General features: G+C 40.8%; 18 protein-coding genes and 1 riboswitch. Of the genes, 16 read left to right on the forward strand and 2 right to left on the reverse strand.

Annotated features, from left to right (window positions below; translation table 11 throughout):
• The first annotated feature begins 93 nt into the window (after positions 1 to 93).
• Genes P6N53_RS06500 through P6N53_RS06515 form a run of 4 tightly spaced genes read left to right on the forward strand, consistent with a single transcriptional unit; the run spans position 94 to position 7,903 of the window.
• Entirely contained in the window at positions 94 to 1,167 is a 1,074-nt protein-coding gene (locus P6N53_RS06500) for a Wadjet anti-phage system protein JetD domain-containing protein (protein WP_304541991.1), read from the forward strand.
• A gap of 21 nt (positions 1,168 to 1,188) precedes the next feature.
• Positions 1,189 to 2,745: a hypothetical protein gene (locus tag P6N53_RS06505; protein WP_304541992.1), complete on the forward strand. Its 1,557-nt coding sequence runs from the start codon at positions 1,189 to 1,191 to the stop codon at positions 2,743 to 2,745.
• The gene (locus P6N53_RS06510; protein ID WP_304541993.1) at positions 2,732 to 3,469 is read left to right on the forward strand and encodes a DUF6063 family protein; all 738 of its coding nucleotides are present in this window, start codon (positions 2,732 to 2,734) and stop codon (positions 3,467 to 3,469) included. The genes P6N53_RS06505 and P6N53_RS06510 overlap by 14 nt, the downstream gene beginning before the upstream one ends.
• Positions 3,470 to 3,481: 12 nt before the next feature.
• Positions 3,482 to 7,903 carry a coiled-coil domain-containing protein gene (locus P6N53_RS06515; RefSeq protein ID WP_304541994.1) on the forward strand — a complete coding sequence of 1,474 codons (4,422 nt, stop codon included), beginning with the start codon at positions 3,482 to 3,484 and terminating at the stop codon, positions 7,901 to 7,903.
• Between the two features lie 99 nt (positions 7,904 to 8,002).
• Here P6N53_RS06515 and P6N53_RS18735 read toward each other — a convergent pair whose 3' ends face one another.
• The gene (locus P6N53_RS18735) at positions 8,003 to 8,155 is read right to left on the reverse strand and encodes a nucleotidyltransferase domain-containing protein (protein WP_373323013.1); all 153 of its coding nucleotides are present in this window, start codon (positions 8,153 to 8,155) and stop codon (positions 8,003 to 8,005) included.
• A gap of 385 nt (positions 8,156 to 8,540) precedes the next feature.
• On the opposite strand from P6N53_RS18735, the gene galE reads away from it, so the two are divergent.
• The 8 genes from galE (at position 8,541) to P6N53_RS06555 (ending at position 17,338) form a co-directional block, all read left to right on the forward strand.
• Entirely contained in the window at positions 8,541 to 9,554 is a 1,014-nt protein-coding gene (gene galE / locus P6N53_RS06520) for a UDP-glucose 4-epimerase GalE (RefSeq protein WP_304541995.1), read from the forward strand.
• Between the two features lie 35 nt (positions 9,555 to 9,589).
• Positions 9,590 to 10,297: a YveK family protein gene (locus P6N53_RS06525; protein WP_304541996.1), complete on the forward strand. Its 708-nt coding sequence runs from the start codon at positions 9,590 to 9,592 to the stop codon at positions 10,295 to 10,297.
• Positions 10,298 to 10,308: 11 nt separating this feature from the next.
• A complete protein-coding gene (locus P6N53_RS06530; RefSeq protein WP_308447260.1) occupies positions 10,309 to 11,016 on the forward strand; it encodes a CpsD/CapB family tyrosine-protein kinase in 708 nt (235 codons plus the stop codon).
• A 35-nt stretch (positions 11,017 to 11,051) separates the two neighbouring features.
• The gene (locus tag P6N53_RS06535; RefSeq protein WP_304541998.1) at positions 11,052 to 12,608 is read left to right on the forward strand and encodes an S-layer homology domain-containing protein; all 1,557 of its coding nucleotides are present in this window, start codon (positions 11,052 to 11,054) and stop codon (positions 12,606 to 12,608) included.
• Positions 12,609 to 12,705: 97 nt separating this feature from the next.
• A complete protein-coding gene (locus P6N53_RS06540) occupies positions 12,706 to 15,336 on the forward strand; it encodes an S-layer homology domain-containing protein (protein WP_304541999.1) in 2,631 nt (876 codons plus the stop codon).
• A 90-nt stretch (positions 15,337 to 15,426) separates the two neighbouring features.
• Positions 15,427 to 16,251, forward strand: coding sequence for a tyrosine-protein phosphatase (locus tag P6N53_RS06545; RefSeq protein ID WP_304542000.1), 825 nt, complete (start codon positions 15,427 to 15,429; stop codon positions 16,249 to 16,251).
• A 14-nt stretch (positions 16,252 to 16,265) separates the two neighbouring features.
• Complete coding sequence (locus P6N53_RS06550) at positions 16,266 to 16,859, forward strand: hypothetical protein (RefSeq protein WP_304542001.1); 594 nt, start codon at positions 16,266 to 16,268, stop codon at positions 16,857 to 16,859.
• Between the two features lie 89 nt (positions 16,860 to 16,948).
• Positions 16,949 to 17,030: riboswitch (cyclic di-GMP riboswitch) on the forward strand.
• Positions 17,031 to 17,074: 44 nt separating this feature from the next.
• On the forward strand, positions 17,075 to 17,338 hold the full coding sequence (locus P6N53_RS06555) for a hypothetical protein (RefSeq protein WP_304542002.1): 264 nt from the start codon (positions 17,075 to 17,077) through the stop codon (positions 17,336 to 17,338).
• Positions 17,339 to 17,346: 8 nt separating this feature from the next.
• Here P6N53_RS06555 and P6N53_RS06560 read toward each other — a convergent pair whose 3' ends face one another.
• Positions 17,347 to 17,919: a hypothetical protein gene (locus P6N53_RS06560; RefSeq protein WP_304542003.1), complete on the reverse strand. Its 573-nt coding sequence runs from the start codon at positions 17,917 to 17,919 to the stop codon at positions 17,347 to 17,349.
• A gap of 124 nt (positions 17,920 to 18,043) precedes the next feature.
• Between P6N53_RS06560 and P6N53_RS06565 the strand changes: the two genes are divergently transcribed.
• The 4 genes from P6N53_RS06565 to P6N53_RS06580 all read left to right on the forward strand — a co-directional run.
• A complete protein-coding gene (locus P6N53_RS06565) occupies positions 18,044 to 18,772 on the forward strand; it encodes a WecB/TagA/CpsF family glycosyltransferase (RefSeq protein WP_304542004.1) in 729 nt (242 codons plus the stop codon).
• 136 nt (positions 18,773 to 18,908) lie between these two features.
• Positions 18,909 to 19,364: a hypothetical protein gene (locus P6N53_RS06570; protein ID WP_304542005.1), complete on the forward strand. Its 456-nt coding sequence runs from the start codon at positions 18,909 to 18,911 to the stop codon at positions 19,362 to 19,364.
• An 84-nt stretch (positions 19,365 to 19,448) separates the two neighbouring features.
• On the forward strand, positions 19,449 to 20,777 hold the full coding sequence (locus tag P6N53_RS06575) for an LCP family protein (RefSeq protein ID WP_304542006.1): 1,329 nt from the start codon (positions 19,449 to 19,451) through the stop codon (positions 20,775 to 20,777).
• A 38-nt stretch (positions 20,778 to 20,815) separates the two neighbouring features.
• Positions 20,816 to 21,237: FAD-dependent oxidoreductase (locus tag P6N53_RS06580; protein WP_304542007.1), on the forward strand; the 422-nt coding region annotated here is incomplete at its 3' end.

Below are 21,237 nucleotides of genomic sequence, written 5' to 3' on the forward strand. Positions count from 1 at the left end.
TTTTTAGGAGGGATAATCAGGAAATGTGTGGAAAGATGCTAGGATAATTAATTGAAGTTTTAATATACCAATGAACAGTTTAAGGTGATGCAAATGAAGGATATGATATATAACTATTTAATGTTAATAGCCTCAAAAAAGAGGCGCATCGAAACTAAAGACATAGAAAAATATGTAATAGATAAGCTAGGACTGGATGAGTATTGGGGTAAGTGTGGAGGTTATAATTCCTTTAATAAAGTCATTGAGTCACTGGTACAAGAAGGGGTTATTCAACCGGTAAAATCATGGAAACAAAATGGTAAGCAGCCTGCTTTGTATAATGGGTATCAGGTGATTTTGCAGGAGGATAATTTGGATGCTGCATTGATACAACTACTTTCAACGCAATATCATCCAGCGATAAAGGTTTCATATTACTTCAATCATAAGTCAGCATACCAAGAAGATAAATTCTATTTAACTGCTCTTAATAAATTTCTACAACAAAACATTGCCCTTACTGAATTGCCTGCCATAACAGTCAACGAACGTTCCTTTCAAATCTTTCACGATGAAAAATGGCTTCTTTCCAAGCAAGGTCGCAATTTTTTGCAGCGGGTTGGTTTAACACTAGAAGACTTGCAATGTTACCCCACTTATGAGCCTTTCTTTTACTTTCAAAGACAAAACAGATCTGCACAGGAAGTCAATGTGTTAATAGTAGAGAATAAAGATACATTCTTTTCCTTAAAGAAGCTTTTTCAAAAAGGAATTTACTCGTGGTCAAAGACATCGTTTTCTCTTCTTATCTACGGAGAAGGTAAAAAAATAGAAAAAAGTTTTTCATTCTTCTGGGAGCTGGAAGAATACAAAAACAGCAATGCAATCTTTTATTATTTCGGGGATTTAGATTTAGAAGGTGTTTTAATTTGGTATGAACTGCAAAGGCAAGAGTGGGTAGATATTAAGCCTTTTGTTTTTTTCTACGAAGCACTGATTAATAAATATTTGCATGTGGCCCGACCGATTAAAAAAGAACAAAAGATTTCTGAGGAAGCTGTACAAGCTTTTTTAACACACTTTTCAACCGATGCATCAGAGGCGATATCTAAAATGCTGAGGTGCAATTTATATTTGCCCCAGGAAGGTTTAAACTACCAATTGTTAAATGAATTATCTGATTAAGCTATTAAGGGTGGAAATAAAGTGAAATGGTTTCAAGAGATTTTTGAAGGGTTTGAGGAAAGGATGCGTAACATTGCTGCTTTCTTTCCCATCCTAGAATTAAATCAAAAAACAAAATATCCATACCCCCCAGTACCTTTGGGCGTTGCTATAATGCTATATGTTTTAGAAGATATGCTGAGGGGCAAAAAGGATTGCACCTATGAAAAAATTGCTTATTTTTTGCAAGACTTAATTAACAGCAAATTTAAAGAGAAGATAACTTATGATTTAGCAATTGAAATTACTCAATACCTTGTCCGGGAAGGGCTTATGAACCGGGGCCGCCCCCATACTTATACCTACCCGGATTTGCAAACAGGGGCAGAAAAGAGCCATAAGTTCCATTTGCTTGAACTGGAAGAATATCAAATTAAAGATAAAATAGTTCGATTAAAGCTTTCCACAGATGGGTTGGAACTGCTGTTTAAAACAAAGGAACTGTATAATGAGCTGCAGGTTTCTATTACCCAACTATACTTAAGGCAGCAAATCCAGAAGGGAGTCTTTGATGGCGCCCTCCGTTCGGTTGAGGAACTTTCCTTGGCTGTAAAAAATGAGAAAAATAAAATTAAAAAGTTACAAGAAAGAATAATTCGCGACGTATTACAGGTGGCCCGTGAACAGGAGCTGGAAAAACAAATTGACCGAATAAACGAGCAGTTGAATCGGGAGAAGAAGGTTTTTGCAGAATTAGAAGAGTTAATTGAATATACTATGGAGCAATTAAATACTGGCAGCTTAACGGAAAAAGAAGAAATAGCAATTAATAAAGTGATGCAAATTAAACGCAAGCTTTTAGATGTAATATCTGAACATGAATCTTTATTTACTGATAAGATACGCATTCAAAAACTGATGAATCAAAGCATTGAATCAATGATTATATCAGCCTTTAATACCAAGGTTAACTTCGAAACAGAGTTTTTAAGGCCTGTGGTTCAGAAAAATCTGAGTATGGATATTCTGAAAAAGGTACTGGATCCGATACTGCCGATTAAACGACGTCCCTTTTTTCATCCCGGCAGGGTGTTTTTAGAGCAGCCCTTAAAAACAGCTGCGGAGAATAATCTATCAGAACAAGAGTTGTGGGAATTGGAAGAAGAGTTAATAAGGCGAGAAGAAGAAAAGGAATTGCAACAACAGTTAGAACGGGAACGGGATTTAGAAGCCCACTTATTAATGCTATTAAGACCGTTGATACAACAGCAGGAAGTTAAGATTAGTGAATTAATGGAGGATATAAGTAAAAGTGAACCGGATAAGTTTCAAGGGTTAATTAATAAAATGAACTTTTACCCCTTACTTATTCAACTGCATCAGTTAGGTAAGATACCCATACTTGCCAGTTGGGAGTTAGAAACCTACTCCCTAGATGATTTGCCCAGGGTGTTGGTAAAAATTGCAGGGGAACATCCTGACATACATGGGCTGAATGCCGTTGAATTAGTAGCAACTGGAGAAGTGATATATTTGCCCAACGGTTATGTGATGTCTGATTTTATTGTCACAAGGAGAGATAAAGATGGAATGGCATAAGGATGATGTGATGTGGGCCTTTCGCATTTTTACAAGGCTATTACATAATGGTGTGATAGATGAAAATGAACGTGACTATCATTATGCCTACCAGCGCAATGAAGTTAGACAAGTACTGGAAGAGGTAATTGAACTGGAAGCAGAAGTGAAAATATTTGCTGCGGGGGGTAATATTTATCTAACTCCCGGGGTGGCTAACAGCTTATTTGGCTATAAAAATGCCGAATTAAGAGAACAGATGAAGCTGCGTAACAATAGTGAGCTTTACTTGGCTTACTTTGTAATTTTATGTTTTCTAGCTAAATTCTATAACAGCGAGGATCAGTCATTGACCTCTCGGCAATTTGTACCATTAGAAGAGCTAGAGGAAACAGTAACTGAACATGTGAACACCGTGCTGGAATCTGAACCAGAAGAGGTTGAATTACAGGAAGAGAAGTACCAGATTAATTTGCGTACTGTTTCTGAAACATGGCAGGATATGCCTGCCTTTGATGATAGTGTTAAGAATTTGAAGAGTGCCAGAAACAACCGGGTAAGCTTTTTATTACGGGTGATGAGGTTTTTAGAAGAAGAGGGCTTGGTACAAATACTGGAGGACAGGGAAATTAGAATTTTACCTAAAATGGAGCACTTGGTTGTAAAATATTATTTTCACAGTCAGCGTAAAGAGATGCTCTTGGAGCTTTTATCCCGCCCCCTGTCACTAAAGGTGAAAGAATAAAGGAGAGATACTATGCCACGGATTACCCGTGTTAGGGTGACTAACATTCAGTATGATAACGGTAAAAAACAGTTGCCCGACATCATGGTGGATGCTAATGGTTTAGATACCGTAATTCTGCTGGCCAATGGTGGTGGGAAAACGCTACTTATACAGTTGATTATTCAAACCATCTTACCTAATGAGAGAATGGGCGGCAGAAAAGTTTCTGATTTATTGCTGTCTAATAGGTATACTGGCCATGTAGTGGTAGAGTGGCTTTTAGATGATACCGGTGAACAAAGGCATTATTTATGCACGGGCTTTTGTTTTACCAGTGGATTAAATAATGATCAAAGCATTCGGTACTTTAATTATTTATTTGAATACCAGGAACTTTCTGGACTAAATATTAAAACACTGCCGCTGGTTAATGAAGATGAGCAGGGTATGAAACACCCCATCAGCTATGTGCAGTTGAAGGATTACTTAAAAGAAGAAACTAAAAATCATGTTCAGGTAATAGAACATAAGAATACTTATCAAGAACGATTAAGGTATTATCAAATTTTGCCTGAAGAGTGGAAGAATATTCGCGATACCAATGGTTCTGAAGGAGGGGTGGACAAATTTTTTGAAAAGAGTAAAACCACCCAGCAGTTGATGGACAACCTCCTTATCCCTAGTGTTGAGGATATGGTTTTTCAAAGTGAAAGAAAAAAGAATGAGTTGGTTAACGCCTTCAGTGAGTATCGCAATATGCTAATCGAGATACCGCAGATTAAAAAGAACCTTAAGGATTTTGATGCAATTAGAGAGAATGCTGAAGGACTGGTTGAAGAGGTAAAAAATTTAGATGATATACAGCAGGAGCAGAGCAATAAAAGCAAAGAACTTGTTGTGCTGGCTAAAACCTTTACCTGTTTTAAAGATAATGCAGAGAATCTAGCTGAAGAATTGGAAGAATCTAAGAAGAGGAAAGAAGACCAATTAAAAGACCTGCGCTGGCAGAAAGAGAGCTATAGTGTTTTTCAAAAACATCTGGAATATAAAAATGCGCGGAAACAAGTAGATGAAATTAGTATCTCCCGGGATGGACAAGAACAACTGTGGCAACAGGCGAAAGAAACTGAGAATATTGTTAGGGCACTGCATTTTTATAATAAAGTAATTTATGCTAAGCAGGATGTTATAAAATATCAAGCTCAACTAGATGTAATGGATAAGGATCAACCAGAGCTGCAACGAGAATTAAAAGAGAAGAAAACTCAACTGCGCGGTGCTTGGGAAGTGAAAAAGGCATTATTGCAGAAGCAGGTAAACGAAAAAGAGCAGGAATATAAAAATCTGCAGAATGAAAATAAACAACTGGAGACTGAGCTTTCTGAAAGTAGAGGGCAGGAAACGAATGTGCAAGGAAGCCTAGCCAAGGTTGAGGCATGGCTTGACCAGTTTTATAGTCACCAAGAAAGATTACTGAAGCATGTTTCTCAGGCAGAGGTAATTGAACCGGAAAAAGCAATTAGTACCCATGAAGAGATGTTAGCTAATTTAGAAACCACTGAGCAAATAACGAAATCCGAGATAGATAGTATAAGTAAGCAACAGGAAGGGCTAGACAGTAATATATCGCAATGGGAGAACGAAAGCATACAATTACAATCCCTTGCCAAAGCTGTAGATGAAAAGATAGAGCAGTATGAGGGGGAACAAGAGAAGCTAGGCAGTTTGCTCGCGGAAAATGAATTTTATACAAAATCATTATTGCAAGAAAAAGAGAGGGTTTGGTTTTGGGCCCAGGATAAACTGCGCAGAGCTCAAGAGAATCGCGTAGTGGAACAAGCTCGGTTGGCAAACCTAGAAGAGAAGTGGGTGTTGCTGGAAGATAAAGATTATTATATACCTCACAGGGAACTGTTAAAAATTAAACAATACCTACAGAAAAAAGATATATATGTATTGTTGGGTAGTGAATGGCTTGCAAATCAGCAATTAAATAAAGTGGAAAAAGAAGCTTATTTAAAGCATCAACCTCTAATACCATACACTATAATAATTGAACAAAATCAAGCTAATGCGGTTAAATACGCAATGAAGCAAGCGAAAGACTGGTCGAGGGATATACCACTTCTGTTTTTAGTGAAAAGTAAGGAGAGTTTGCGACGGGTCAGCATGGAAAACGAACAGTTTTTACCCTTGGGTGAAGAACTAATTTTCTATCAGCCCCAATCCCACAGTATCTTTACGTCAAAGGATGAGTTGCAGAAGTATAAAGAAGATATGGAACAGCAACTTGCCGATGCAAAAAATATTGTTCAGAACTTAATTAATGAAGAAGATAAGTATGTGCAAATTAGGGAACGGGTTAAAGCTTTCTATCAACAGTATAACGAGCAGCTTATTGAAAAATTGCATGTTGAAGAGAAAGAATATCAAGAACAGATAAAGAAATTGGCCGAAGCTACAGAGGCTGGTAAAAAGCATAAAGAAGAGTTAAAGCAGCAGTTAGGGCAGAAACAGCAAGAATTTATTAAGTTACAAAATGATAAAAGAAATGAAAACGATATAATCCTAAAGTTGCAGGATTATCTGCAAGATTATAGCTTGTATCCTGGGAAGAGCGAAGAGAAAGAAAAATATCGATCTGAATTGTCAGCCATAGGTGATGTAATTAAATTTATGGAACAGCAAAGGACGAATAATTATAACTTAATGCCTGACATAAAGCAGAGTTTAAGTGAGAGTAAAAGGCTGAAGGCGACACATGAAGAAGATTTCCGACATTATCAGTTAGAAAAGATATCCCAGCTTGTAGAAGTGGCATCCAGCTATGAAGCTTTAAAAGCAGAAGTAGATGCTGTCATAGAAGAATTGAAGACGAAGCAGAGCAGCCGGAATTACGTGGACGAACTGTTGCGAAAAGCCCAGGAAAGGGAACAGGATGCATGGACAATAATCGAGGGCACCGGTTTAGAGGAACAGTGGCTCAAGCTAAACCAAAGATGGGTTTCTGTCGATGAAGTTAAGCAGGCAGAAAAGTTAACCACGGAACAAAAACAGCAATATGATCAGTTAAAAGAAAAGTGGCAAGAAGCAGAAAGTGCTGCTGGTTCGATTCTGAGTGTATTGGAGGATAGAGTAAAAAGAATTAAGGATAATTTTAACCGTGAGCCATATCTTGGGTTTTCAGAGATTAACTACACTCTAGAATTTAAAGCTATAGTAGAAGAGCTTAAAAGATTACAAGAGGAACTCAGTAAGCTGGACCAAGCTATTAAAGATAATTATGAATGGCGAAGTGAAAATAAAGAAGCATATGAAATGGTTGCAGATATAGATGAAAGTTCGTTTAATAAATGGTGGCATAAGATAGAACCCTTGACTGATATGGAATGGGAAGATTATAAAGCTAAGCCTAAGACAGTGGTTCGTCGGTGTGACAAGGAAATTAAAATTATTAACGAGAGATTGCGTGAGCAACAGGAAGTGGTTGGGCGTAGATTTCAAGATTACTTACGCAAACTGGAGTCTACGGATAACCCTAAAATTAAGCAGTTTATCCGTGATGTTAATGTAATAATGGATAACCATAGAATTTATGATTATGACTTTGTGGAAACACAGTTCTTACGTATATTTGAAGGGTTAGATAAATATCTAGAACACTATCAACTTATATTAAATGAAAGGGAAAAGAATCAAGCAATACTAATAGACCTCTGTTTGAGACGGGCCAGAACAATTTACGATAGCATTATGGAAATTCAAAAAAATTCTCAGGTAAAAATATATGAGCGAGATATTCAAGTTATAAGAATGGACTGGAAGGTAGTGGAGGATCAAGAAGCATACGAAAGAATGCACCACTACTTACAACAGGTGCTTAAGGATCTGCAGAAGTGGAAACAAGAGGGTTTAGATGATGATGAAATGGATCGTCGCATGGAGGAGCTGCTGAAAACACGTAATCTAATACAAGTGGTAGCACCCATTGAGGATTGCCGTGTAACGGTATACAAACCTAGGAAAGAATCTATTGTTCGTCATTACAAATTAGACTATTCCCCCTGGGATGAAGTTTGTCGATGGTCCGGTGGGGAGGAGTATAGTATCTATATTACTATGTTTATGATTATGATAAGTCATATTCGCCAGCAGACCCAAGGGACTAGGAAGGTTTGGAAAGTTATTGTGGCTGATAACCCCTTTGGCAGAGCTTCTTCTCCTCATATATTAGAGACGGTCTTTCAAGTGGCAAGATCTAATAAGATTCAACTAATCTGTCTAACAGCCCATAAACAGGACAGTATTCTTCAGCATTTTCCAGTTGTGTACAGCTTGCAATTACGCAATGCCTATGGGAAAGAGGTAATGAAAGCAGAACAAATGGAGACCGGGTTTTACCGTTATGATACGGCATTAGATGGAGGAGCACAAATGGCATTATTGATGTAAATTAGCGAGGGATTGTCAAGGTTAGTATCTTTGACAAGGTATTCTCTGAAAATGAGATAGAGGCGTAATTCATTTTGCTGCGCAAAAACATCTGTCAGGTTAGGGTATAGCTCCATATAAAGATTTACTGGGTGAAGTTAATACAGCTAAATCTACATCTCTGGCAAGGGCAATGTTTTCAGCATAAAAACCAAAAAGATATACTGCTACAATTTTGGGATAAGGCTTAAAAAGTTGCTGTGAATGTTTCAAGGCTATATATAAAGACTAGCCTATGGTTTCTATGCAAAAAGTTTTGAAAACCAACTTTTAATCCAAGTGAAATAATATATAATTAGGAATAGGAAATAATTATCAAATAGAGTAGGATGGCCATATTAGTTACCTGAAGACAGGATATAGCGTCATATATTGTTGCATTAAGTTACATTATGATAGAATTTGTCGACAAATAAACAAAACGATACAAAGGTAATATAGTTTTGACTATAGAATGAATATAAATCATAAACTCCACTATTAGAGGTTAAACCAACCATTCTATAGCGAGTCTTGGTGGGTGTGCGATGACGCACACTTTCAAGTGTAGACAGGGAATATCTAAACTTAAATCAAAATAGTACTGGGGGGTAACCTAGTGGCGATATTGGTTACAGGTGGAGCTGGCTACATTGGAAGTCATACTTGTGTTGAATTGCTTAATCAGGGGCAAAGTGTTGTAGTTATTGATAATCTTTCCAATAGTAAACCAGGTTCTTTAGAGCGTATCAAGGAGATTGCCGGCCAAGAATTTGTGTTTTATAACGTTGATGTTTTAGATAAAGAAGGGCTGGACAAGGTCTTTTCTGAAAACCGGATAGAGGCAGTAATCCATTTTGCCGGGCTTAAGGCTGTGGGGGAGTCTGTAGAGATACCCTTGCGTTATTATCACAATAATATCACTGGTACCCTAACTCTTTGTGAGGTTATGCAAAAATACGGTGTAAAGAGGCTGGTGTTTAGTTCCTCTGCTACTGTGTATGGTAACCCAGAAACTGTACCCATCTCAGAGGATTTTCCCTTAAGTGCCACAAACCCTTATGGCCGGACAAAGCTAATGATTGAGGATATATTAAGGGATCTTTATATATCTGATGAGAAATGGAGTATTGCTTTACTGCGCTACTTCAACCCCATTGGAGCACATGAGAGTGGACTTATCGGTGAGGACCCGGAAGGTATTCCAAATAATCTTATGCCATATATATCACAGGTTGCAGTGGGGAAATTGAAAGAACTCAGAGTGTTTGGCAGTGATTATCCTACGCCCGATGGTACCGGAGTCAGGGATTATATTCACGTAGTTGATCTAGCTATAGGTCATTTGAGAGCCTTGGAGAAAATAGTGCGGACAACGGGTATCTATACCTATAATCTTGGTACAGGAATAGGATACAGTGTCCTTGAGATGATCAAGGCCTTCGAAAGGGCCTCCGGTAGGACGGTTCCATATAAAGTTGTAGATCGTCGACCCGGTGATATTGCCATGTGCTATGCAAATCCCGAAAAGGCCAAAAATGAACTGGAATGGGTAGCAAAGAGGGGCATTGAAGAAATGTGTGCTCACACTTGGAATTGGCAGATAAATAACCCGAAGGGTTATGGTGAGTAGTTTAAAATCAGCCTATAGCTAAAGGAGTTTTCAGCTTGAACGGAGATAGAACTGATCAAAGGGATGACTTTGAGGTAATTGATCTAAGGGATATCTGGCGCATAATAAAAAAGGGTAAATGGATATTAATTGCACTACCTTTGATTGCTATGCTTACCAGCGGCATAATAAGCTTCTTTGTTTTAACCCCGAGATATGAGGCTCATACCACACTGATGGTAGGTAAGACCTACGAAGGGCAAAATGCCATGATGCTGCAATATAATGATATTTTAACTGCTAATCAACTGGTTAAAACCTATAGCCAAATCGCAAAAAGCCGGACTATTACAGAGAAGGTAATAGAAGCTGAAAAGCTTAGCTTTACACCCGAGCAGCTTAGCCAAAAAATTGACGTTAAGCCGGTAAAAGATACCCAGTTAATAAGCATTACCGTTGAAGATATAGACCCTGAGCGGGCAGCTAGGCTGGCCAACTACACAGCAGCGGTATTTATGGGTAAGGTTGTTGAAATTATGAAGGTTGACAATGTCAATGTTATTGACCTGGCAGTGACACCCAGTAACCCCGTCAAACCAAATAAGAAGCTGAATATCCTTATTGCCGGTGTGGTTGGGTTGATGATAGCACTGGGATTGGTGTTTTTGCTTGAATTTTTGGATAGAACCATAAAAACCAGTGAAGATGTTAAAAGACATTTAGGACTTCCTGTACTGGGAGCGATACCGAAGATTGATGAATAAGGAGACTGATGATGGCTAACGGTAAACTAGTGGTACTGGAAAAACCTAAATCACCCATTGCAGAAATGTATCGCATATTAAGGACCAATGTACAGTTTGCGGCAGTGGATAAAGAGATCAAAACAATACTGCTTACCAGCTCCGGGCCAGGTGAAGGGAAATCTGTAACTACTGCAAATTTGGCCGTTGCCTTTGCCCAGTCTGGCAAGAGTGTCATTATAGTGGATACAGATATGCGTAAGCCAACCCAGTATAAGTTATGGGGATTAGAAAACATGGTTGGATTGACAAATTTACTTATTGGCGATGAAGAGGTCGAAAAGATTTTGCAGCCAACCCCTATGGATAACTTGCGGGTATTGACTACCGGTCCGATCCCTCCGAACCCGGCTGAAATGTTGGGTTCCCAGCGAATGTCCTCTATGATCAAAAAGCTAACTGGCTATGCTGATATTATCATTTTCGATTCACCACCTGTTATTGCTGTGACCGATGCTGCATTGCTAGCCCCCCAGGTAGATGGGGTGATTTTAGTGGTTGGATCGGGTATTGCCAGGATAGAGGGAGCCCAGAGGGTAAAAGAAATGCTTCTTAACGGTAAGGCTAGAATACTTGGTACCGTTCTTAATATGGTGGAACAGGAAAGTCAGGACTATTACTATTATTATTATTATTATGGAGAGGGTAACGATAAGAAGAAAAAGGGTAGTAAAGGATAAAGACCTCATTGTATGGCGTGAAAAGGAGAGGGAAAATGAAAAAAACATTAGGCGCAATAGCTACTACAATTGTACTATCGGGACAGCTTTTGTTTGCCCCACAGGTGCTGGCGGCTACTATGGAAGAGGCAGTTCAGAGTATAAAAAATGAACCGGCTTATAAAGAAGTAGTAGACAAGCTTACTGCAACGGATAAAGTTAACGCAGCTGAAGTGGATAGCTTTGTACGGCAGGTGGTGGATAGCCTTTCGGGTAAAGAATTGACCAATCAAAATATATTAGATGCGGCAAGTTCTACTTTGTTGGAAAACCCAAAAATGACCGAAGCCGTGCTATATAGTTTTTCTGATAGCGATATTGCCAAGGCTAAAAAAGGAGAAATCCCGGACTCACTTAAGACACTGGGGGACTTAGTAAAAAATGAACTGTCAAAGCCAACTACACCAGGTGCGGCAGGTGGTGGTGCGGTCAGCGGGGTTGAGGAATTTGCTGTAAAGTACACTAGCAATCTTGCTTCCGTAGATGCTAAGGGAAAACAATATATTGTCCTTTCGCCTTCACAGGTTAAAGAGTTAAAAGCTGCTAAGAAGCCCTTGAATGTGATATTTGGCAATGCCACAGTATCACTGGAATATTCAGCTATTAATTTTGACCAGTTGATTAATAATTCGGATTATAGCTTAATCATAAGCCTTAAGGAAATTACTGGCATGGAGGCCAATAAGCTGTTGGAAGGTCAAGACGGCTTAAGGTTGGCAGGGAGTATCAATGAGTTTTCTGCAGGGGCCATAGATGCAGAAAATAATTTGAAAGAAATTAATTTTAATAGAAGTATTAAGCTTTCTATGCCTCTTTCATTATCTTCATATAAGGAGGGTGCTGCCAATGGAACATTAAATGTTTGTTTCTATGATGCTGCTAACTCGACCTGGGAGGTTGTGGCAGGTGTCTACAATTCTGAAACAAATGCCATTGCCTTTGAAGCTTCATCCTTTGGCAAGTTTGCCTTACTTGAGAAGGTGACAGAAATTGCCCAAAGCAAGAAGTTTAAGGACATAGGGGGTCATTGGGCCGCCAATGATATACAGTATATGGCAGATAGGGGCTACATAAATGGAGCAACTCCCGACCTGTTTGCCCCAGATTCCCAGGTTACCAGGGCAGAATTTGCTGCCATGCTGACAAATGTATTGGCCATTAGCGAACAGGAAGATATTTCTTTTAATGATGTTAGTAAAGATGCTTGGTATTATTCCAGTGTTGCCAAGGCATATAAAGCTGGGCTGGCAAAGGGAAAAGGAAATGATATGTTTGTTCCCCAGGCAGCAATTACCAGACAAGAGATGGCAGCTATGATTAGTAATGCCTTAAGGTACAAGGGTTATCCCGTGAAGAGTGAGGTTGAGCCAATAAAAGCCTTTGTTGATTGGTCTTACATAGATGAGTGGGCCCAGCAAGCAGCAGCAGAAGCCTATAATTATCAAATTATCAAAGGGAAACCAGTAGCTGAAGGTCTAGCCTTTGCCCCTGCCGATAATGCCACCCGGGCTGAAGCTGTAGTGATTTTAAAGAATTTCCTGGACATTAGATAGCTAAAGGCTATAAATACATATAGTGAGTAATGATGCTATTTAATGTGGGAGCTTAAATATCAATTTAAGAAGGGATTAAAAAGAGGGGGATTCAGGGGTGAAGAAAAAAGCATGTATTTCGATGTTGCTATGCTTATGCCTGCTGGTTAGCTTAACCGGCAATGCATTTGCAGCCGGGTTTTCGGACATGAACGGCCACTGGGCTGAAAACCAGGTAAACAAGTGGGCAACAAATGGTCTAGCTGGAGGATACCAGGACGGGACCTTTAAGCCAGATGCCCAGGTTACCAGGGCTGAATTTGTCGCCTTGCTAAATAGGGCCTTTAGTATTCCCAACCAAAATGTGGCTTTAGAATTTACTGATGTAGTAGGTGGACAATGGTATTATGGTGATGTTGTAGCGGCTAAGGCAGCAGGCTATATTGGCGGCTACAGTGACGGCACTTTCAAACCTGAACAGTCCATTTCACGGCAGGAAGTTGCTAGTATCCTGGTAAGACTGTTAAAGTTGGAGTCTACTGAAGCAGGCCTAGATAAGTACTCGGACAACAATATGATCCAGGACTGGGCCCGCGGCAGTGTGGGTGCAGTGGTTAATAGTGGTCTAATGGCCGGTTTTCCTGATAACACCTTCCAGCCAGCCAAGAGCATTACCCGTGCGGAAGCTGTTGTAGCGTTGGATAGGGCTTTGGCTAAAAAGCAGGCTGTTACCAGTGCTGTGGAAGGTACAGTGACCTTTGAAGGTAAAAATGTAGCTAACGCAGCAATAAAAGTATTTGCTGCTGGTAGTATTGAAGTAGTTAAAGAAGCTCAAACAGATGCTAATGGGTCCTTCAAGCTAAGTTTGCCAGAGGGTAAATATGACATAACAGCTTCAAATGAAGAGGCAGTAGCCTTCCAGGGTAGTGTAACCTTGAACCAAAACCAGGTAGTTTCTATCAAGTTAGAGATGGTTCAGGCCGCTATACTTACTGGAACCTTAGTTGATGCTAAAGGCAATACTGTTAAAAATGCTATGCTGACCTTTACAACTAACCCTACTTTTATAACAAAAACAGGGGCTACAGGTAAATACACCATCTCGGTTTTACCTAACCACACCTACACCGTAAGGGTGTATGATCCAGAGGCAGCAGATCAAGAGCCCGAAATATTGACCAGTTCCCTAGTAGTTGGGGCTGCAGGGAAACACAGCATTCCTAACTTCAAGGCCAAGTTTACCGTTTCCGCTACTAGCGGTGGCGGCGGTGGTGGCGGCGGTGGTGGTGGCGGTGGTGGTGGCGGTGGCCCAGTGACACCGCCCGGACCTATCGTTATTGATAAGGAAGTAACTCCGGGTGTTCCCGTTTCCCTGGGTACCTTAACCGGAACAGTTAAGGTTAACGCCAATGTTACTTTACCTTCGGGACAAACTATCCCCCTGGTGCTGGATTTTGCAGCAAACGGTGAGTCTGTGAGCCTTACAGTTACTGAAGTGGCAGACAACATCAAACCCACAGATGATGTTCCTTTCTTAGGACTTGACATTACCTTAGCCGGTATGGAAGGTAAAGAGGTTTCGATAACACTGCCCTTGCCTGCAAACCTTCTGGCAGCCGATGCAGCAGCCTACCACTATAACAATGGTGAGCAGGTGTGGGATTACCGCGAGGCTACCATTAATGGTAATAATATTACCTTTAAGACAACTCTAAGCCCTGTGGCTGTTTCCAAAAAGGTCGCAGCACCTAAGCTAAGTGCAGCTAATGTTAATAAGAGTAGTGTAGATTTGTCCTGGACTTCCGTGACAGGTGCTTATACCTATAAGCTCTACAGAGATGGCTCAAAGCTTGTTGGTACAACACCTAATCTATTGCTTACTGATACAGGTCTGGCAGCTGGCTATAAGTATTCCTATCAGGTTGTGACCATCAATAAGAATAAGTTTTCCTCTAAAAAATCTGACAAGGTTACAATAACAACAGCACCTGTAGCAATCCCCGCCAACAATCTGTTTGCTATCTTAGATGCGATAGAAGAAGCTTTAGCAAACATTAGTCAAGAAGACTGGGAAAAATTAAGGGAATACAAGGACACCTTAAAGCTGCGTACCGATGAAGAGATCCTTCAGGCCCTTAAGGATACCGGCCTGGCAAAGGCCTTTGAGAATGTGATCAATTCAAACATTACTGAAAGCCAAATGAGAATATCTATTGCTGCTATTCGGGTCTTGGCTGATATTGGTAAGGACAACGTGGTGGAAAGCCGGGCGCTGATTAGCAGTAAAATCAATGAGCTAAAGCAAGCTTTTAGAACAGAGCTGGATAGATTAATTTCTCAGGGAATAAACCAGCAGGCTGTATACGACTATATTACCGACCTATATGATAATATTTTAGTAGGTAAGTATCTAGTTAGAGAGTCAAATTATGAAGCTGATTTATTTGAAGCAGCTTTAAAGGAATTAAGGAACGGAAAACATGACGCAATAAAGGATGCTGCCGAAACTGCCTTTGAAACCCTTAAAACACAGTACTCTACTCCAAGGGATACCGACAGTGAATTCAAAAAATTAATCAGGCAAATCATTGCAGAGAAAGAGTTTGCCACCTTAACAGGTAATGATCTGCGTTTGGTGAAGTCCTACTTGGTTTCTGAGCTAACAGATGATCAAGAGAAATTTAAAACCATTATTTCCTTGATGGAGTTAACAATCGAGACCAGCAAGATATTTATCCCACTTAACTAGCAGCTAGCTCAATTTAATATATAAAGTAGACCCTGTTTAGTGCAGGGTCTACTTTATATACTGGTTTACTTAAATATTGAAGTCAGAGGAATGAAAATGATTGACATTCACTGCCATATCTTACCTTGCCTCGATGATGGTCCGGAATCTATGGAATTAAGCTTAGAAATGGCCAGAACCGCCGTAAAAGAAGGTGTAACAGCAGTAATTGCCACTCCCCACTGTATCTCCGGGGTTTTTTATAATGAGAGAAAAGATGTAGTTCCGGTGATGGAAGCTTTTAAGCATAGGTTAAACATGGAGGGAATAGCTTTAGATATATATCCGGGTCTGGAAATAAGGCTGGAACCCAATATAGCCGCTAAGGTAGCTGATAGACAACTTCTTTCATTATGTGACCAGGGTAAATATTTGCTGGTGGAGTTACCCCTAAGTTCAGTTCCGCCAAACACAGGACAAGTGGTCTTTGAATGTATGTTAAAGGGCATAAGGCCGATAATTGCTCATCCTGAGCGCAATAAGGAAATTATAGAAAATCCCCAATTACTATTTAAAATGCTTGAAAAGGGTTGCTTGGTTCAGATAACATCAGGCAGTATAACCGGAGATTTTGGTTCCGGTGTTCAGAATTTTACAAAGGAAATATTAAAACATGGCTGGGTGCATTTTGTGGCTTCCGATGCCCATCATCCCATTAAACGGCCATTAAAGCTAAAAGAGGCTAGGCTAGTCACAGCACAACTGTCGAGCGAGGATAATGCTAAACTGCTTTTTGAGGAAAACCCCCTAAAGGTTATTAGGGGGGAGACGATAGAAAATCATGAAGTGCTGCCTTTTCCTAAGGGTAGAAGCAGCATTAAAAAAAGAAAAGGTTTTTGGTCTGCCCTGTGGAAAAGTATAAATAAGAGGTGGTGAGGACAATAAAAAAGGTGCTTATAATTGTAGCTATAATCGGGGTGCTCTTGCTCTCGGGATTATATTATTTTAAATACAGTTTTTTAAATACTGAATCTATGATGGACGCAAAGGATAAGGCAGAACAGAAAAAAGAACTCCTTTCAAATGAAAGGTTTGGGAACTTGCCCGAGGTTGTTGAACTAAAAGAACAAATGGCCCAGCAGGAGAAGAAAAACTCGCCCGGGGGCCAAGACTTCGATGCTGGTGAAACTGCTGCGAGTGTCCCATCACAGGGAGAACTTGAGGCAAGGCTAGTGCAAAAGATGCAGTCGCTACAAGGGGAATATAATGGTAAGATAAACAGTTATATTGCCGCAGCTAAGAAGGAATATGAAAAAATTGAGTCTGGGCAGATTACTATGTCTAAAAAAGCTCTGGCCCAAAAATATATAGGTTTAGTAGAAGGTATGGAGGCCGAATGTGATGCCAGGGTGTATGCAGCAATTGCCCGGGCGGAAAATGAATTAACGAGCTATGGTTATTCCACCGATATAGCGGATAAGGCCAGGGAAACATACCGACAAACTAAGAAGCAGCAGCGTTCACAATTGCTTAGTAAGCTTTAAGAAATATTTTTTATAAAATTTAAATGAATTACGAAATGCTAAAGGAAAAACACAGTTTTTGTCGAAGTGAGTAATGCTAAAATTTCAGGTTCCGATAAAGGCAAACCTGCCGAAAGGTTGGGACGCAAAACCACGGGCCTAAGGTTTATCTATGGCTGCCGGGTTACCGAATACCCATATAATGCTAATATCGGTGCCGGGGGAGGAAATCAGCATTGAGTTTTTATCATAAAGCTCTGACCGGTTTTCCATCAGAACAAGAAAGTTTACTAAATAATAAGTTGGAAAGAATTGAAGTACTTAAGTTAAAATTAGTCAAAGAAGGATACCAGCCATCTGAGTCTGAGTATTTCATTAAGTCTGCTTTAGGAACTGCAAAGGTTTCTGAGATGAGTATGGAACAGCTTGACATAGCAATTGAAGCTTTGGAAAAACAGATTCTAATTGCACAGAAGTGTAAGCAACTGTTTAAAGGCTAAGGCATTTATCATGCATTCCGCGATTTAACAAGCTCACAACATAGCTCCATTAGTCTTTTGGCAACGTCTGTTAATTCTACGGATGTTGCTCTGTTTTTTTGTGTCCAAGGCAATTGATTTAAAAGGGTTTTACTGGCCAAACCTGCGTGATTTATTTTGCTAGTCAGGGTGCTGATAGACCAGTAACTTTCCACGGAAAGACCTCTTTCTAACTGGACCAGGGTCTTAAAGGGCGGATTCTTTGATACAGAGGTGTTTTTTACAGAATATAGATTAATGTAGGCTAAAGTATTATCCCCCTCAATTCGGGGCTTTCGAACTTTAACTGGTATCAGAACTAATTCGGAGCCTAGGATTATAGGGCAAAAAATCTTTTTCCCTAGTATATCCGCAGCTTTCTTTTTGAGCAGCTTAAGATCGGCACAGTGGTGTTTGGCCAGCTTATTAACGACACTGCGAACTTTTTGCAAGACAGTTTCTTTACTTCCATCCCGGTAAATAATAATTGATACATCACCATTATCTTGATAGTCAGGAATAATGGCAGCTATTGACTCAGGGTTTGCTAAATACCCTTCCATATGTTGAGAGCCTCCTCTTTCTGTGAACAATTCAGCTTAAGCTAAAATTAATATATGGTGTTAGCCATGGATATGACATACTAAATGGAAAAAATTACTAAAAAATTTTTGAGGGTGATAGAAGGTGCGCATTTCCCTACTAGGGGCCCAGATAGATAATTTAAATATGCAGGCTACGGTGAAGCGGATTTCTGAAATGGTCTCTTCCGGAGAGGTTAACCAGGTAGTTACCCTAAATCCTGAATATCTATACCGCGCCCAGGAGGAGGGTAACCTCCTAGAATTGGTTAACAAATCGGAACTGGTAACCCCCGATGGTACAGGTATTGTCTGGGCCTGCAAGATGGCAGGTGTCCCGGTGGAAGAGAGGGTAACAGGCATAGATCTGATGTTAAATTTGATGCCAGTCGCGGCAAAGGGTGGCTGGGGCATCTTTTTACTTGGTTCGGCTCCCGGGGTAGCTGAAGAGGCGGCCAAAAACCTGGCAGATAAATATCCAGGCTTGAAGATTGTTGGAATACATCACGGTTATTTTATGAGCCATGAAGAAGACGAAGTAGTCCGACTGATAAAGGCTGCCAAACCGGAACTGCTTTTTGTGGCTTTGGGTATGCCAAGGCAAGAGCAGTGGATAGCCAAGTACAAGGATGAGATGGGAGTCCCTGTTTCCATAGGAGTTGGCGGCAGCTTAGATGTCATCGCCGGAAGGGTTCAGCGAGTTTCCCCGGTACTACAGAAGCTTCAGTTGGAGTGGTTGGGACGTCTTATTAAGGAGCCCCATCGTTGGAGGCGCCAGCTGGTTTTGCCAAAGTTTGCCGGATTAGTTTTAAAAAGATACTTATTTAAAATGTAACACCCCTGTAAATTTTTCCACAGGGGTGTTACATTTTGCCGCTATTTTCCGTCTATATTACTAAGGCAATAAATGCAGGGATACCAAGCAATCTGTCGAATTTTATATATTAGAAAAACTATTGGGAGGTAAGTTAGTGACAAAATTTAAGGACAAACCCAAGCTGTTTATTATAGCGCTATTAACCTTGATAGCTTTGCTGGCCTTTAAAGGCCTTGCTGGAGCTGGACAAGGGGACCCGGGCAGCAGCACTGATCCGCTGGTTACCCAAAGCTATGTCCAGAAATATGTAGATGACAAAATCAAGCAGCAAACCTCCCAAAATACCGGGGGCTGGGAAGTAATAACGGTTCAGGCAGGTCAAACCTTTGCGGGTCATGGTGGGACTGAGTTTGTTTTGCGCTCGGGCAAGGCTGTGGCTGTAGACCCCAGCACCAGCGGCATCTTGAATATGACCAGTGGCGGCAATGTCCTGGCCAACCAGGCTGTCCCGGCCAACCACCTGTTGATGGTTCCTAGAGCAGACGGACGCGGTTTTACCGCCACAACCCAGGTAATAATTATGTGTAAAGGTGGCTTTGATATTCAATAGCCTGTTTTTGCACATTGAAAGTTGCATTTTAAAAGTGTACAATACCTATGTATGTCATTTTGTTTATTAGAGGGGTGGTTAAAGTTGGATCATAAACCACGTAGAAGATTAAAAAAAGGTCCCTTTATAGTATTTTGTTCCCTTTTGGTTTTAATGCTGGGTGTCGGTTATGTGCTAGCTAACCAGTATATATTTAACAACAACCCGTTTGATATTCTGGACTCCAGTGATGAAAACAAAGAGAAAGAAGTAGTCATGAAGGACCATATGAATTTCCTCTTAATGGGGGTTGATGCCCGGGAGGGGGAAAAAAATACCCGTACGGACACCATCATGCTGGTCAGCTATGACAAGGAGCACAACCGTGTAGCCTTGCTTTCCATGCCCAGGGATACCCGGGTTAAAATACCCGGCCATGGCTATGATAAGATCAACTCAGCCAACGTATATGGCGGGCCTGAATTAGTAATGAAGACAGTATCCGACCTGGTGGGTGTGGATATAGATAATTATGTAGTTACCAATGTCCGGGGCTTCAGGGACATTGTGGACGTCATTGGCGGAGTTACCCTGGATGTTGAAAAGAGAATGTATTATTACGATCCCTTTGATGAACCGGATTTAAGAAAAATTGATCTGCAGCCTGGGGTTCAAAAATTAGATGGAAATAAGGCTCTGCAGTATGTGCGCTTTAGAAGCGATGCCCTGGGGGATGTAACCAGGACCGAGCGTCAGCAGAAGTTTCTGAAGGCCCTGGCTAAAGAAATGATGCAGCCCTCCACTATTACCAAGCTTCCTAAGCTGGTTCCTACTATTAACAAGTATATTGACACAAACCTGGGTCTTACCGATATGGTGTCACTGGCCCGGGCGGCCCAGAATTTGAGCAATGTTGAGATTGTTTCCCAAACTATGCCCGGCAAATTCCTGGATATGGATGGGATTAGCTACTGGAGCATCGATCCGGCCCAGGCCAAAAACGTCGCTAAATCCATGATTCAAGAGGGCAAGGTCTTTGATGTAGTGCTGGGTGAAGAAACGGTCAATACTAAGGCGCCACAAAATACCACACAGCAAGCCAGTGCCGAGAATAAAGTCGATTATCTGCCCGGCAACGGAACTGAAACAAAGCAGACCGATAACAAGCAGACTGATAATAAGCAGACCGATGGCAAAAAGACTGATCCAAAAACCAACCAAACTGGTTCGGCTGCCAATCAAACTGACGGTAAAAAAGACTCTAAGAATACCGATGGACAAAAACCAGCTAATGTTGAGATTATAGTTCAGCCGGTACCAGGCTCTGCTGAGAACCAAATCGGTTCTGAGGAGACCAAAGTACCAACTAACAGCGGCAACCAGCAGGGCTCAGATAATGGGTCCGGCAGTTGGCTTCCAACAAAGCCCATATAAGCACATTTAATAACACAGAGAGAAGGTGGTAAGGAAAAATGATTCGCAAAAAGAAGTGGCACTATATCCTGCTTTCATTGTGTGCCACAATCCTGGTTACCGGTTTGGCCTGGCTGATTATACCAGATTGCAGCAGTGCCAGTAACCGGGTGACACCTGTAAACTATCCGGAATTAACTGACTCCTACCAGGTTGTAGTTGTCGGTGGGGACCCCGAGGGGGTAGCCGCCGCAGTTGCCGCCGCTCGCAGTGGTATGAAAACACTGCTGATCGACACCCGACCTATACTAGGGGGCCTGATGACCCAGGGCTGGTTAAACAGCCTGGATATGAACTATGGCCCTGGTAGGGTTATTTTAAATAAAGGTATTTTCCAGGAGTTCTTTGACAAGATTGAGGGAGACTCCTTTGATGTGACCACTGCCGCCAATGTATTCCATGAGATGGTAAATAAAGAGAA

Origin of the sequence: Desulforamulus aquiferis, assembly GCF_030577015.1 — a bacterium.
Lineage (GTDB): Bacteria > Bacillota > Desulfotomaculia > Desulfotomaculales > Desulfotomaculaceae > Desulfotomaculum > Desulfotomaculum aquiferis.